At 55.8% G+C, this 13,676-nt stretch carries 15 protein-coding genes; 7 read left to right on the forward strand and 8 right to left on the reverse strand.

Annotated elements, in window-relative coordinates; genetic code table 11:
- Both IQ273_RS21475 and IQ273_RS21480 read left to right on the forward strand, forming a co-directional pair.
- Positions 1-630: NAD-dependent epimerase/dehydratase family protein (locus tag IQ273_RS21475; protein WP_194025205.1), on the forward strand; the 630-nt coding region annotated here is incomplete at its 5' end.
- Positions 631-1,968, forward strand: a complete 1,338-nt coding sequence (locus IQ273_RS21480) for a UDP-glucose/GDP-mannose dehydrogenase family protein (RefSeq protein ID WP_194025206.1) — start codon at positions 631-633, stop codon at positions 1,966-1,968.
- Positions 1,969-2,031: 63 nt separating this feature from the next.
- Here the strand turns inward: IQ273_RS21480 and IQ273_RS21485 are convergent, their stop codons facing one another.
- A complete protein-coding gene (locus tag IQ273_RS21485) occupies positions 2,032-2,811 on the reverse strand; it encodes a photosystem II S4 domain protein (RefSeq protein ID WP_194025207.1) in 780 nt (259 codons plus the stop codon).
- Between the two features lie 191 nt (positions 2,812-3,002).
- Complete coding sequence (locus IQ273_RS21490; RefSeq protein ID WP_194025208.1) at positions 3,003-3,602, reverse strand: helix-turn-helix transcriptional regulator; 600 nt, start codon at positions 3,600-3,602, stop codon at positions 3,003-3,005.
- 481 nt (positions 3,603-4,083) lie between these two features.
- Here IQ273_RS21490 and IQ273_RS21495 point away from each other — a divergent pair, with 481 nt between their 5' ends.
- A complete protein-coding gene (locus tag IQ273_RS21495; protein ID WP_194025209.1) occupies positions 4,084-4,998 on the forward strand; it encodes a lipopolysaccharide assembly protein LapB in 915 nt (304 codons plus the stop codon).
- Between the two features lie 19 nt (positions 4,999-5,017).
- On the opposite strand, the gene IQ273_RS21500 is transcribed toward IQ273_RS21495, so the two are convergent.
- The 3 genes from IQ273_RS21500 to IQ273_RS21510 all read right to left on the reverse strand — a co-directional run bounded on the left by IQ273_RS21500 (position 5,018) and on the right by IQ273_RS21510 (position 7,118).
- Complete coding sequence (locus tag IQ273_RS21500) at positions 5,018-6,487, reverse strand: glycosyltransferase (RefSeq protein WP_228053532.1); 1,470 nt, start codon at positions 6,485-6,487, stop codon at positions 5,018-5,020.
- A gap of 29 nt (positions 6,488-6,516) precedes the next feature.
- Complete coding sequence (psaI, locus tag IQ273_RS21505) at positions 6,517-6,627, reverse strand: photosystem I reaction center subunit VIII (RefSeq protein WP_194025210.1); 111 nt, start codon at positions 6,625-6,627, stop codon at positions 6,517-6,519.
- A gap of 62 nt (positions 6,628-6,689) precedes the next feature.
- Positions 6,690-7,118: a hypothetical protein gene (locus IQ273_RS21510; RefSeq protein WP_194025211.1), complete on the reverse strand. Its 429-nt coding sequence runs from the start codon at positions 7,116-7,118 to the stop codon at positions 6,690-6,692.
- A 49-nt stretch (positions 7,119-7,167) separates the two neighbouring features.
- On the opposite strand from IQ273_RS21510, the gene IQ273_RS21515 reads away from it, so the two are divergent.
- Both IQ273_RS21515 and IQ273_RS21520 read left to right on the forward strand, forming a co-directional pair.
- A complete protein-coding gene (locus tag IQ273_RS21515; protein WP_194025212.1) occupies positions 7,168-7,443 on the forward strand; it encodes a DUF2470 domain-containing protein in 276 nt (91 codons plus the stop codon).
- A gap of 19 nt (positions 7,444-7,462) precedes the next feature.
- On the forward strand, positions 7,463-7,705 hold the full coding sequence (locus IQ273_RS21520; RefSeq protein ID WP_194025213.1) for a 2Fe-2S iron-sulfur cluster-binding protein: 243 nt from the start codon (positions 7,463-7,465) through the stop codon (positions 7,703-7,705).
- A gap of 29 nt (positions 7,706-7,734) precedes the next feature.
- Here IQ273_RS21520 and IQ273_RS34475 read toward each other — a convergent pair whose 3' ends face one another.
- The 3 genes from IQ273_RS34475 to ilvN all read right to left on the reverse strand — a co-directional run bounded on the left by IQ273_RS34475 (position 7,735) and on the right by ilvN (position 9,816).
- A complete protein-coding gene (locus tag IQ273_RS34475) occupies positions 7,735-7,866 on the reverse strand; it encodes a hypothetical protein (RefSeq protein ID WP_255534636.1) in 132 nt (43 codons plus the stop codon).
- A complete protein-coding gene (locus IQ273_RS21525) occupies positions 7,856-9,037 on the reverse strand; it encodes a glycosyltransferase family 4 protein (protein WP_194025214.1) in 1,182 nt (393 codons plus the stop codon). Before IQ273_RS21525 ends, IQ273_RS34475 begins: the two co-directional genes overlap by 11 nt.
- Before the next feature lie 257 nt (positions 9,038-9,294).
- Positions 9,295-9,816: an acetolactate synthase small subunit gene (gene ilvN / locus IQ273_RS21530; RefSeq protein WP_194025218.1), complete on the reverse strand. Its 522-nt coding sequence runs from the start codon at positions 9,814-9,816 to the stop codon at positions 9,295-9,297.
- A gap of 353 nt (positions 9,817-10,169) precedes the next feature.
- On the opposite strand from ilvN, the gene IQ273_RS21535 reads away from it, so the two are divergent.
- Positions 10,170-13,172, forward strand: coding sequence for a HEAT repeat domain-containing protein (locus IQ273_RS21535; RefSeq protein WP_194025215.1), 3,003 nt, complete (start codon positions 10,170-10,172; stop codon positions 13,170-13,172).
- A 47-nt stretch (positions 13,173-13,219) separates the two neighbouring features.
- Positions 13,220-13,676 (forward strand): cyclic nucleotide-binding domain-containing protein (locus IQ273_RS21540; RefSeq protein WP_194025216.1); only part of this gene is annotated, 457 nt, incomplete at its 3' end.

Consider the following 13,676-nt stretch of genomic DNA (forward strand, 5'->3'; position numbering starts at 1 on the left):
ATCTACGGCGATCCCAGCCCCGAAAACATCCCCACCCCCGAGACCTATCGTGGCAACGTATCGTGCACTGGGCCTCGGGCCTGCTACGACGAGTCGAAGCGCTATGGTGAAACCCTGTGCGTTAACTTTGCCATGCAGCACGATCTGCCGATTAAGACTGCGCGCCCTTTTAACAACTACGGGCCTGGTCTAAAAATTACCGATCGCCGAGTGCTGCCCGACTTCGCCCGCGACATTTTTAACGGCCGCGACATCGTCATGCTCTCCGATGGTGCCCCTACTCGCACCTTCTGCTACATCGCCGATTCAATCGTTGGCTACTACAAAATCCTGGTGAAGGGTCACCCTGGTGAAGCCTACAACATCGGTGTTGAAACCCCCGAAATCTCTATGGCCAACCTGGCCGAGCGGGTGGTTAGCCTGAGCCACGACCTATTTGGCTACGACGGTAAAGTTGTGCGCCAAACCAGCGCTGACCAAGACTACCTGGTTGATAACCCCAATCGCCGCTGTCCCATTATCGATAAGGCCCGTGACCACCTGGGCTACAACCCCAGCATCAACATCGACGAGGGACTAAAGCGCACCATGGTTTGGTATTCCGGCAATCGCGAAGCAGAGGACGCCTAAATGAAAGTATCTGTAGTTGGAACGGGTTACGTCGGTCTAGTGTCGGGTACTTGCCTGGCGGAGAAGGGCCACAGTGTGGTCTGTGTAGACATCGACCAGGCCAAAGTTGATCAAATCAACCAGGGCATTCCGCCCATTTATGAGGCTGGCCTAGAGGACATGCTTAAGGCCAATGTGGGAACCCGGCTGCGGGCCACCACCGATCTGCGCACGGCGGTAATGGAATCTGAAATCTCACTGATTGCTGTGGGTACTCCGTTTCGGGGCGATGAGATCGACCTGAGATTCATTGAGACCGTAGCTCGTCAAATTGGCGAAGTGCTGAAGGATAAGGCCGATTACCATGTGGTTGTGGTCAAGAGCACCGTTGTGCCCGGCACCACCGATGAAGTCGTGCTCTCCATTCTGGAAGAGGCCTCTGGCAAAAAGGCTGGAGCTGACTTTGGTGTCGGTATGAACCCTGAATTCCTGAAGGAAGGCGAGGCGATTCCCGACTTTATGTATCCTGATCGCATTGTGCTGGGCGGCATTGACAATCGCAGCCTGGCCGTTCTGCGGGAAATGTACAGCGTGTTCGAGGGAGTTGATCAACTCGAAACCAACTGTAAAACCGCCGAGATGATCAAGTACACCGCCAACTCTCTGCTGGCCACCATGATTTCCTTTGCCAACGAAATCGGCAACCTCTGCGCTGCTGTCGGTGGCATAGACGTGATGGAAGTGACTAAGGGGGTACACCTCGACAAGCGCCTGAGCCCAATTCTACCCAGTGGCGAGCGCATCGTTCCCACCTTCACCACATACATTGAGGCGGGCTGTGGCTTCGGCGGCAGCTGCTTCCCTAAAGATGTGAAGGCGCTCAACGCCTACGGGGCGAAGAAAGGCATGCCGATGCAGCTGCTAAACGCGGTTATCGACGTCAACGCCGTGCAGTACAAGCAGGTAATGACCCGCCTCGCTAAGCACTTCCCTAGCCTGGATGCGGTGCGAGTCGCGGTTTTGGGCCTGGCCTTTAAGCCCGGCACCGACGACATGCGCGAGTCGCCCGCCATCCCCATCGTGCAGGAGCTGCTGGCGGGGTCAGCCAAGGTGAAAGCCTTTGACCCCGTAGCTACCCACGAAGCTCAGAAGATCTTTGAAAACCAGCCGATTCAGTACTGCGACACCCTAGCCGAAACCGTTCAGGATGTGGATGTGGTGCTGCTGCTCACCCGCTGGAACGATTTCAAAGCTCTGCCTGAGCTGCTAGAAGGCTCCACTAACCCGCCTCTGGTGATCGACGGTCGCCGTATGCTGGATAAGAAGGCCTTTGCCCATTACGAGGGTATTGGGCTCTAGAGTTTAGGCCTGGTTCTCTAAGAGAACCAGGCCTAAACCACGATTTCGTTGCCCCAGTGGGCATTACAGGTACCGGGTCAGGTTGACTCGGTACCGTTCTTTTTTGGTGACGGCAATGTCGCCAATTTCAAGTCTTCCCTTACCTCGAATAGCGACTAGATCCCCAGTTGATAGGGTGTGGCTGGCCTGAGTAATTGGTTTCCAGTTCACCCGTACATCGCCGCTGTTAATCAAATCGGCCATTTTGCTGCGCGACATACCAAACCCAGCCGAGGCGACGGCGTCGAGCCGCAGAGAAGCTTCTACAGTGGTGAGATCTTTCTTTTGAGGCGGACGCACCCGCAGCTGATTCCACTCTAGGGGCTGCACTTTAACGGATACAGAGCGTACCTGGGTCAGCGATTGAGCTAAAAAGTCTGCCAGTTCTGGCTCGGCGATCGCCTGGGCACCCCGCTCACCGAGAACAATGATATCCCCCACCTTGCCCCGATCTAGGCCTGTGCCCAGCAACGCCCCCAAAAAATCTTGGTGGTTGGCTGGGTCAAACATAAAGTTGCCGTTTATGGTCAACAACGATAGAGGGATTTGGCTTTGATCGAGGGGGATATCGGTGCGGGCGATCGCTAGCCGCTGTCGCTCGGCCTGGGGATAACCACCCCAGGCGAGGCTGTGCACGTCGGTGAGTCTCTGGAGCATTGCATTAGCTTCGGCCTGCTCTGGGGGCGACAAAAAGTCAGTGACAACAATATCCCAGGTTTTAACCGCCTGGTCGGCCTGGTCTAAAACACGAGCCAGGCAATCGGGGTTTTCAGCTGATTTGAGCAGATCATCCTTGGGCAGCATGGGCGGTGATTAGTGAGATAAGTCAGCTTCAATGGTCTAAAACGTCTTTGAGTTGCGTCTTCAGGTTATTGGAACTGTGTCTGACTTTACCTTACTGAGTTAAAGCGCCCATGACATTGACCAGAAACCAGGTCTTTGGGGAATATCTCAAATTGACGGATATCTTATGTACCTGGTCTCTTGAGCCACAGTCAGTTAGCTACGGCCTCAGTGACCTCTCTACGCTTGGCGTAGATACTCTTCAGGTGACGCTTTACGGTATTGACGGTGATATATAGCTCCTTGGCAATGTCTTCGTAGCTACGGTTGGCCCGCCGCAAAACCCATACTGCTCGCTCACGGGGAGTAAGGTTATACTGCACCGCCTCTAGTAGGGCTGAGGAGTGAGCTGAACGGGTTTTATTCTCCAGAGAAACGAGGAGATAGGAGCCAGACGTAGCCGGAAAATCAAGCCACTGCACACGAATTCGAATCTGGTATCCCGACTGGGACGTCAGCTCTTGAGTGAGCACCAGAGGAATTTCGGGATAAAGCTCGCGGCTCTCTAGGAGATGCTTACTCATGGTTTGGAGGCAGGTGGGCAGAGAAGTGGAGCTACCGTCGTTGCTCAGGTCGCGGCAAAGGGCTCTGCCCTTTTGGTTGCTGTGCACACAGGTACCAGCTTCAGACAGCACTAAAATGCCGTCTACAAAGCCTTCAAGAACAGCGCTGAGCAAGGGGAGGTTAGCAGTCTCCTGGGTAATTTGGGGGACAACAAAATCGAAATCAGGGAGGGTGGTGGATGAACTCATAGTGACCATGGGGCTACCTGGTTTAAGACACAACAGAGTTTGGGGAGTCATCCGGAAACACAGCTTGTAAAATGGCGTTCTTATGAACTTGCGGTAAAGAGAACCTCAATCTCAAAGGCTGGATCTCCGCATACGTAGGACAGTTTTCTAACTGGTTTTCTAAAGAACCGACATAACAGCGGTAGATATTCGCCGCTGTAGAACCTTGCGGACTAACAGATACTTCACGTACGTGAAGCCTCAGTCTGGAAAATTTGGAACTTTTTTACGTAAATTTACGGGCAAAATTCCTGGGATACATCCCACTTTTGCAAAGTCGGCCCCTGGGATTCACTCAGTTCCCGAAACCAGCTAGCTGGGGTAGTTCGCTCGCCAAGCTTTAGACGTACTCTCGGGTAAAATCTAGAGAGCAGTTGAAAAAATGAGCGCTTATCTATATTGTTATGGGCGTTCTATCGGGCTAGGGGCACAGCAGTAAGCCATGACACGAGCCAACCTACAGCTGTCGCGGCGTGTACGAAGGAGCCTGGTTGCCGCTGCGATCGCGCTTCCCCTCCTGTCTGTCTCGGTACGTCCGCTGCCGAGCTATGCTCAATCACCGTCACCGTCCGCTGGAGCGGCAGCAGAGGCGGCCCTTAACCAGGGCCTAGCACTGATTCTTCAAGGTGATATTGATAGCGCTTTGACCCAGTTTCAGCAGGCCGCGACCCTAGACCCTAACCTAGCTGCCGCCCACTACAATATTGGGCTAGCTCTGCGCCAAAAAGGACAGCTTCAGGATGCCGCCTCTGCATTTTGGGCCGCCATTCGAGCCGACCCGCAGTTTGCCTTAGCCTACGCCAACCTAGGCGGTGCCTTAATTGAGGGCAACAACCTGGACCAGGCCGAAGCCTATCTACAGCGGGCGATCGCGATCGAACCAACCCTAGGCAATGCCCACTACAATTTGGGGCTAGTTTACCAATCCCAGGGGCGCTTTCCTGAGGCACTGGCTGCCCTAGAGAAAGCTGGGCAGTATAGCCCCCAGGCCCCCGAGTCGTTTTTGCAGCGAGGCATCATTTACCTTCAAACTGAGCAAAACGCTGAAGCTGAAGCGGTGCTGCAACAGGCCCTGACCCTTAACCCTCGCTACGCTCAGGCCCACTACAACTTAGGCATTGCTCGCTTTAACCAGGGCCAAACCGAAACAGCCCTCGACTCATTTCGTACCGCTACCCAAATCAACGGTGGCTATGCCGACGCCTACTACAGCGCCGGGCTAGCGTTTATTCAGCTGGGCCGCTTTGACGAAGCCCGCACCGTGCTGGAGTATGCCAAGAATCTCTATATCACTATGGGTAACCCAACCTGGGCAGCCAAAGCCCAAAACCACCTCAGCCAGTTGTCAGGAGGTTAGTTAATCTCAATCTTGACTATTACCAAAACTTGAGCTTGCGCGAGGCGTAGATGCACATTTTCAGCAAAATCATTCCCTCTTTCACGTGAGCTATGTTTGAGCTGCCATAGATGCGTGGCTGATAGCGAATGGGCACTTCTACAATGTCTAGGTTGAGTTTGGCGGCCCCAAACAGCAGGTCAAAGTCGCCAAAGGGGTCGAAGTCGCCAAAATAGCTGCGCCCGGCGGCAATACGCTGGTAATCGCGCCGCCACAACACCTTGGTACCACAGAGGGTGTCTTTGAGGGGTTGTTCTAGCAGAAACGAAAATAGCAGCGCAAAAATTTTGTTGGCTACGGTATTGAGCCAGGGCATGGCGGTTTTAGAGCGAGGGTAGACTAACCGCGAGCCATTGGCAAACTCTCCGTGCCCTGCGGCCAGTACCTCGACAAAGTGGGGCAAATCTTCGGGGGGTACGGTCAAATCAGCATCAAGAATCAGCAGTATGTCACCGCTAGCTTGGTCAAACCCCAGACGCACCGCATCGGCTTTGCCCTGGCCCGTCTGCTGAAAGGCCTTGAGGGTAAATGGCCCTTGATAGGTCTGCACTAGCTCCTGAATGGTCGCCCAGGTGCGATCGCGGGAGTGACCTTCAACAAAAATGACTTCGGTATGCTCACCTAGCTGGGGCAGTCGAGCCACAGCAGCGGCAACATTGCCCGCCTCGTTGCGGGCAGGAACGATTACCGAACACGTAGGCTTACCCTGGGTTGGGGCCATCTGGGGGCGAGCAACAATAAATGTCGTTAGACACAGGTGCTTGACCAGAGGCAGCGGGGCCAGGTAGCGGTTAACCAAACCTGCCACACCGGGTACAAACTTGGGCCACAAAAACCGACTGCCCCGCTTGAGCGGACGATAGCCGGTGACCGTGAGCAGGTTGGCCATATCGTCGGTGCTCAGCCAGTTTTGAGGCGGCTGGGGTCGACGCTGCCCCACGCGCTCGGCCAGCCCCAGGAGCGGCTCCCACAGGTGGTTGTGAAACGTCAGGATGAGGCGGGTGTGGGGTTGGCAGAAAGACTGTAGCCGCTGTAAAACCGCCTGAATATCGCCCAGGTAGCCCAGCACCCCCGACAGCACGATGTAGTCGAACTGACGATGATCTGGGGCCAGCTGGGATGCATCCAGAGCTTCGGCATCCAGGTTGTAAAAACAGAGGTCAGGATATTTTTGGCGCGCGATCGCAACGACTGCCGGAGCAAAGTCTAGGCCCACGCCTAAAGCCGGAGCGGTAGCATGCAGTAAGTTGCCCGTACCGCAGCCAACTTCGAGCACGCGGCTGCCGGGCGGAATCAAAAACTGATGAAGCCGAGTCAGATCGCTGTAGTAGTAGCGGTTGCGGCTACTCCAGCGATCTAGCTCGGGAGCAATGCGGTCAAAATAGGCCCGAATATCTTGCTTGAAGTCTTGCTTGGGGGCCTCAAGCAAATCAGAAAAAGGGGCTTGCAGCACGAACGTCTTGGTTTTCTCGTTAGGGCTTAGGCAGCGTCTTCCCGCTCAATATAAAGAAATAGGAAGGCCATAGCAGCGGCGGGGAAAATTAAGCCCACCAGAGGAACCAAAATAGAGGGTAGAAAGGCAGCTGGCATAAGGTTTTTACCTCAATAGCAACATCACAGTATTGAGCATAAGACTACTGCGAATGGGCGATCTATATGTCTATTTTGTTACAAACTTTCTCACTTGGTGAGCTGTCCTCAGCGCGATCGGAACCCTCAACGGGTTCGGCATGGGCCTGATGCAGTCGGGTATGCCACCAGGCCTGGGTAGTGCGATCGAGCTTGACCGTATACAGAGTTGTTACAAATGACTGCGACCCATAGCCCTGACCCACAATTTCAACGCAGTAGGAGGGGGATTTGCGAGTCGCCATATCGGGCACCAACTGCTTGCCAATACGTCGCCAGCTGGGTTCTTTGCCCCGCCACTGCAGGCGGCAGCAGGGCCAGGGCAGCTGGTCGCGATCAAATAAGCGGCAGCAGGGGCCTATGACTCGGTAGGTGAGGTGCGCCCCAGGGCTTTGAAAAACATGGCCTGTCGGCCAGGGGTGCTCTGAGGAAGGGGGCAGGGGCGGTATCATAACAGCATGTAACAGATGGCCAATGTTGAAGTAGTCTAAGGGATTTTTTATGGCTGAGCCAATTACCCCATCGGTAAGCGATCGCATTTGCAAGCACATGAACAAGGACCACGCCGAATCGGTGCTGTTCTATGCCACCGTTTACGGTAGCCAGCCCACCGCCACTGCCGCTGAAATGGAATCCATTGATGCTGAGGGTATGACCCTGGTCGTTACCGTAGACGGGGCGCAAACCCCTGTGCGGGTGCCCTTCGACCATACCCTGGAGGGAGCCGAGGATGCCCACCACACCCTGGTTGCCATGCTCAAGCAGGCCCAGACCTAGGCTATTTATCAGTACTGCCATGAGCGTTTCAATTCAGTTTTTGCCCGACGGCGTCACCATAGAGGCCGAGGTTGGAGAACCCCTGCTGGTAGTCGCCGATCGCGCCGGGGTGAACATTCCTACTGGCTGCCTAATGGGGTCATGCCACGCCTGCGAAGTGGAGCTAGAGGGACAAGCAGACCCAATCTGCGCCTGCATTTCAGCAGTGCCGCCAGGTCAAGAGACACTAGTAATTAATCTATATGTGGATCCTACTTGGTGATTGTGCTTCTAGCCCAGCCGTCCTGGGGGCTACGCCCAAAATCCTTTTTTGAGGGCAGGTAAAAGATTGGGCTGAGCGAGCGTCCAAGCCGTCAAAGCGTAGGCGTCAAAGGCGTAGGCGTCAAAGGCGTAGGCGTCAAAGGCGTAGGCGTCAAAGGGCAATCGGACTAGCTACCAGTTCCTGCAAATCGTCCCAAACTTGCTGCTGGGCTGCCCCCCAGCTCAGGTGCTGGCCGTAGTGACGCCAGGATGACAGTGCTAGATTTTGGTAGCCAGCATAGTCGGCCATGGCAGCAGCAATGTACTGGGCGTAGTCGTTGGCGCTTGCACCAACGGCAAACGCTTTGCCATTTACCCCGGCCCGCAGCACAGTGGGAATGCCCCCCACAGCAGCAGCGACACAAGGTACCCCAGCAGCGTTGGCTTCACTAATCGCCACGCCAAAGGTGTCGGCTTTAGTCGGAAAAATCAAAAAGTGGGCATTACTCAACAGGTGAGCAAACTGGGCTTCACCCGCCGGGGTAGCGCGATCGATAAAGCCATAAGGTTTCACAAAGTAAGGTAAAACACCCTCGCTTTGCGGTTGGCAACCCACTACCCAAAGTTCGGTCTCTATGCCCTGCTGGTTGAGGGTTTGGGCTACCTCCAGCGCCAGTGGACCGCCCTTGCGTTCCCAATCGACCCCCAAAAACAGGAGCCGACAGGGGCCGAAGGGGCGGTGAGCAATAATGGCCTCGACTTCAGGCTGGGTCAGATCTTGGGCACGGCTGGCCCCACGGGGAACAATGCGAATTTTGTCCTGCGGCAGGTCGTAGAGCGCCATGGCGGACTGGGCCGCCCACTCGGAGGTGAGAATGACGCGATCGCATCGTTCTAACGCCGCTTTTTCCACCAAGTGCAGCCTATGTTGGGTCTCTGCACACAGGTTGGTGAGATAAGGATAAAAATTGACCAGACTGCCCAGTAGCGCATCGGTCCACAGCACTGTAGGCAGAGTCGTGCAGACCCGTGCTAAGGGAATGGCATTCTCGGGACAGAGCAACAGATCGGCCTGGGACTGGGTCAACCCAGCATGAATTTGGTGAGCGTAGCGAGGGGCGACCCAGGGTTCTACCGGGCTGTAGTAGTTCAGCCCCAGGCGACGGTAGTATAGCCACTTCAATCGGGTAATCGGCACTTTAGGGCTGTGCAGCGGGCCTAAAAACTCCAGCTCGGCCCCAGCTGTCTGCAAAACCTCAGCAATTTTTTGCCCAGCCCCGTAAAGGCCCAGATGGCGGCGGGGCCAGGAGGCGCGATCGCGCACATCGTAGGTGGTGGCGTAGGCAATCTTCATATGAATAAGGGTTGAGGCAACAACAGCTCAACCCTGTCCTGTCAGCGACGCCCCTAGAGTGCCCAGTTAATTGATCTTTGCAACGGCAACGACTGTAAGGCGTTGAGTGCACAACAGCGAGCTAATTTCACTTTGCCACTACATTCGCCGTCAAGCTTGCAAGACTCGTGATTGAAACATCCGCCTATGACAAAATTGCCCGTTTAGACGTTTTCAATGGTCTAAACGGGCGGTTTTCTAAGCTTCATCACCTCAAATTACTGAAACTTGCGCTCTAACGATTTGAGGTATTCGGTGTTGACCCCCGATTCACGGGGCAGGGAAATTTTGCCGGTGCGAGCAATTTCGCGAATACCAAAGCGGTTGAGCACCTGCACAATGGCCACCATCTTGCCGGGGTCACCCACCACTTCTAAGGTGAGAGAGTCCTCCGATACATCAACGACCCGAGCCCGAAAGATCTGGGCAAATTCAATAATTTCAGACCGGGTAGTGCTGGTAGCGTTGACCTTAAGCAGCATCAGTTCCCGCTCTACGCAGGGGGTATCGGTGACATCGTTGACCTTAAGCACGTTGATTAGCTTGTAAAGCTGCTTGGTCAACTGCTCAATTACCGCATCATCTCCGGGCACCACCATGGTGATGCGAGAAATGCCCGAGGTTTCTGCCGGCCCCACGGCCAAGCTCTCAATGTTAAAACCGCGCCGGGCAAAGAGACCGGCAATGCGGCTCAGCACTCCGGACTCATCTTCAACCAAGACAGAGAGGGTGTGCTTGATGGCCTGCTGAGGGGCCACAGCCGAACTGGGTAGCGTAGAGGGGTTAACCATAGGGCTGGAGATTTATTAAAGGGCACCTACACCGAGGCCGACCCAAGACAACGACAAGACTAGCAAACCTTAATACTATCTTGAAAAGTCCTGCCTTAGAACCATGTCCCGTCTCCCTTTTCCCATTAACCCGCCGCTTTCTTCCTCAAGCCCCCTGCTACCTCACCCACTTACTCTTATCCTCCCCTTCGACTCTGCTGAGGAACTGGCCCTCTCGCCCACTTACTTACTCACCTAAACCCCGCCCACATCCTCCAGATTGGGTATCCTTGAGGCATTAGCCCACCGTTGATACAGTCTGCATGAGCTTATCTAGCCCGGTTCAAGAAATTCAGTCCCTGCGGGGGCGGTTTCTCGACATCATCAATCTACGTGCTGGGGAAGAAGAGCGTACATTGCTCATGTTCGCCTTCTATACGGCCACCTCTATGGGCATTTTGTGGCTAGAGGTGAGTTCGGCGGCGCTATTTTTGGAGGCCTACGGAGCAGCTAGCCTACCGTGGATCTACATTTTTAGCGCCGGGGTAGGACTAGGGCTAAGCGTGGTGTATTCCTGGCTGCAGCGTCTGTTTCCGCTGCGCCGAGTGATTGTAATTATTGCCATGCTGATGGCCATACCCGTTTTGGGGTTTCGCTGGGGGTTAACGGTGCCCTGGCTAGCTGCCCCTATGGTATTTTCAATGCGGCTGTGGATTGAGGCTATCTACGGGCTGAATGACCTCAATGTGTCGGTGACCGCTAACCAGCTGTTCAATATTCGCGAGATTAAGCGGGCATACCCCATTATCAGCAGCGGCAATCTGGTAGCCGATGTGATCAGCGGCTTTTCGGTATACCTGCTGATGAGGCTGATTGGGCTGCAAAACGTGCTGCTGCTGTCTTTTGTTGTCATGGTGATTGGGGCGATCATTTTGTATCGCCTTAGCCGCAACTACGAGCACGCCTTCCCTGACTCGCCTAGGCGGCAGGCCGAAGATGCGGAGGCGGTCGAAAGCTATCGATCGCGACAGCGGTTGCAGGGGTCGATCCGGCAGTACGTGGTGCTGCTGTTTTCGTTCTTTGTACTGGCCCAGATGCTGCTGTTCTCGATCGAGTTTCAGTTCTTCAACCAGCTCGAAACTAGCCTAGATGTAGCCGCGATCGCCGCTTTTTTGGGCTTCTTTAGCGGCATTCTGGGGTTGATTGAGCTGTTTACCCAGTGGTTTACCTCCAGCCGTCTGATTGAGCGGGAGGGAGTGTTTAAGGTAGCGCTAGTGCTGCCCTCAGTAATTGTGGTGATTGGGCTCATTACCCTGATAATAAGCTATCCGACTCGGCTGGCGGTGTCGGCCCTGTTTGTCGGGCTAGTGGTGCTGAAGTTCTTTGACGAATGGCTGCGTTATACCCTGGTCGCGACCACCCGACCGATTCTGTTTCAGCCCATTCCTGACCAGGTGCGCAGTACGGTGCAGTCGTGGGTGAGCGGCAATGCCGAGCCTCTGGCTATGGGGGCCACGGGGGTAGCCATTTTATTGACGATCGCCCTCTGCAACCGCGTTGGTCTCAGCGACGAGTTGGTGCAGGCGCGGCTGTTTTTGCTCGGTACGGTGGTAGCGGCGCTGGTGTGGTTTGCAATTATGGTGCTGCTGCGATCGCGTTACCTCAACCTACTCGTGCGGGGGGCCGAGCGCGGTCTGCTGACCTTCTCCGACGCCAACCTGCGGGTGCTCAAGCGAGCCTTTATCGAGCAGCTAGAGCAGCCCGGCCTGGAGGCCAACAAGCGATCGTGTATTGAACTCCTCAGCCATATCGACCCCAAAAATGTGGGGGAGATCTTGGCCCCACGACTGGCCAGCCTGCCCTCGGGGCTACAGCGCCAGAGTTTGGAAGCGATGCTGGAACACCCCAACGGAGCCTACACCACTCAGGTGCAGGAGGTGCTACAGCGGCCCAACCAGACCCCGGAAAGTTTGGCCCTGGCCCTGCGCTACGTATGGCTGGCGGAAGAAACCTTTAATATCAACGATCTGCGGCCCTATCTGCAGACCGAGGTTGATGCGGTGGTGCGGGGCACCGCGGCTTCGCTAATGCTGCGGCGCGGCAACCTGCAAGAGCGAGCTGAGGCCACCGCCACCCTGCGCAAAATGCTGGTGCACGACGAGGAGCGCGAGCGGGTGATGGGCTGCCGCGCCCTAGGCGAAGCCGACTACATGGAGTCGCTCAGCATCTACATCGACGACCTGCTGCAAGACCCTTCGCTGCGGGTGCGGCGGGCGCTGCTAGAGGCGATCGCCGCCACTCAGTACAAGAAATATTACCCATCGCTGCTCAAGGCACTGCAGTACAAATCGACACGAGAGGCGGCCATTACCGCTCTAACCCGTTTGGGCAACGAGGCCCTGCCCATGCTGCAAGAGCTAGCTCTTGACACCTATCGGCCCGAGATTTTGCGCAACCAGGCTTGGCAGGTGATTGGCAATATCGGCACCCTGCCTGCCCTCGACTTTCTAATTCAAAACCTGATCACGACTTGGGGCAGCACCCGCCGCCACATTCTGCGAATTTTGCTTAGCCTCTACCAGGAATCTGGGGTGAAGCGATCGTCGCTGATTGATGGTGCCCTCGATCGCATGCTGGGTCGGGGCGGTATCGAAGACCTGCTCAACACCGAGCTCGCCTTTGCTGGGCAAATTTTAGCGGCCAAGGTTGATCTAGCCGCCGACCGAGTAACGGGGACTGAAGCCGATCTGCTGCGCGAGGCGCTCAACGGGCTGCAAAGCGACGCCACCGATCGCCTGTTTATGCTGCTGCGATTTGTGTCGCCTGCCCAGGCTATCCAGGCTGCTCAGGTTAGTCTCAGCGGCTCCGCCTCCAGCTGGGCGCGGGGTATAGAAATTCTTGACAACGTAGTGGATGTCGCCAACAAGCGATCGATTCTGCTGCTGCTCGATCGCCGCCCCGATGCGGAAAAGCTCAAACGGTTAGCCCTGTCTACACCGCTGATTGCCTACCAACCGCTCTCTCCAGGCGATCGCCTGCGGCAGCTGCTCGATCTGCGCAACTTTCTGTCCGACTGGGCTACGGCCTGCTGCTTTCACCTGGCTCGGGTACAGCGGTGGAACCTAACCGCCGAGCACACCCTGGCCCTGCTGCAACACCCCACTGGCTTTGTCCGCGAGGCCGTGCTCGCCTACCTGGCCGTAGCCTCGCCCCGCGCCCTCCGAGAGCTGCTGCCAGTCATGCAGAAAGACTCCAATCACCTGGTGCTGGCTCAGGTCAAACAGCTAATCAGCACCTATAATTTGGAGCCGAGCCCATCCCGCTAGCGATCGCACATTGCTTTCCTGGCCCGGTCTTTCTGACACCCCTAGACATGTTAAACAGCGTCGAACGACTCCTTTTTATTCGCAACGTCTCTATGTTCAAAGAACTGCGGGACGACTTTTTGGTGCGGCTGGCCTCGGTGATGGATGAAGTGTTCTACGAAGGCAACTACACCATCATCACCCAGGGGCAGGAGGGGCGATCGATGTACATCGTGGTCTCGGGCCGGGTCAGCGTGCATATTGGCGGTCAGCAGGTAGCCCAGCTCAAGCAGGGCGAATGTTTTGGAGAAATGTCGGTGTTTGACGCCGAGCCGCGATCGGCCTCGGTCACCACCCTAGACCCCTGCGCCTGCTTGGTACTCACTCAGCAGCAGCTCTACGACGCGATCGACGAAACACCAGGCATTGCCGTCAACGTCATCCGGCTGCTCTCGCGCCGCATTCGCGAGCTCAACCAGGATCTCAACCAGGTCAAGCAGCAGGTCGTTCAGCCCTCTCCATTTC

It is taken from the genome of Nodosilinea sp. LEGE 07298, from assembly GCF_015207265.1.
In the GTDB taxonomy this organism is placed as follows: domain Bacteria; phylum Cyanobacteriota; class Cyanobacteriia; order Phormidesmidales; family Phormidesmidaceae; genus Nodosilinea.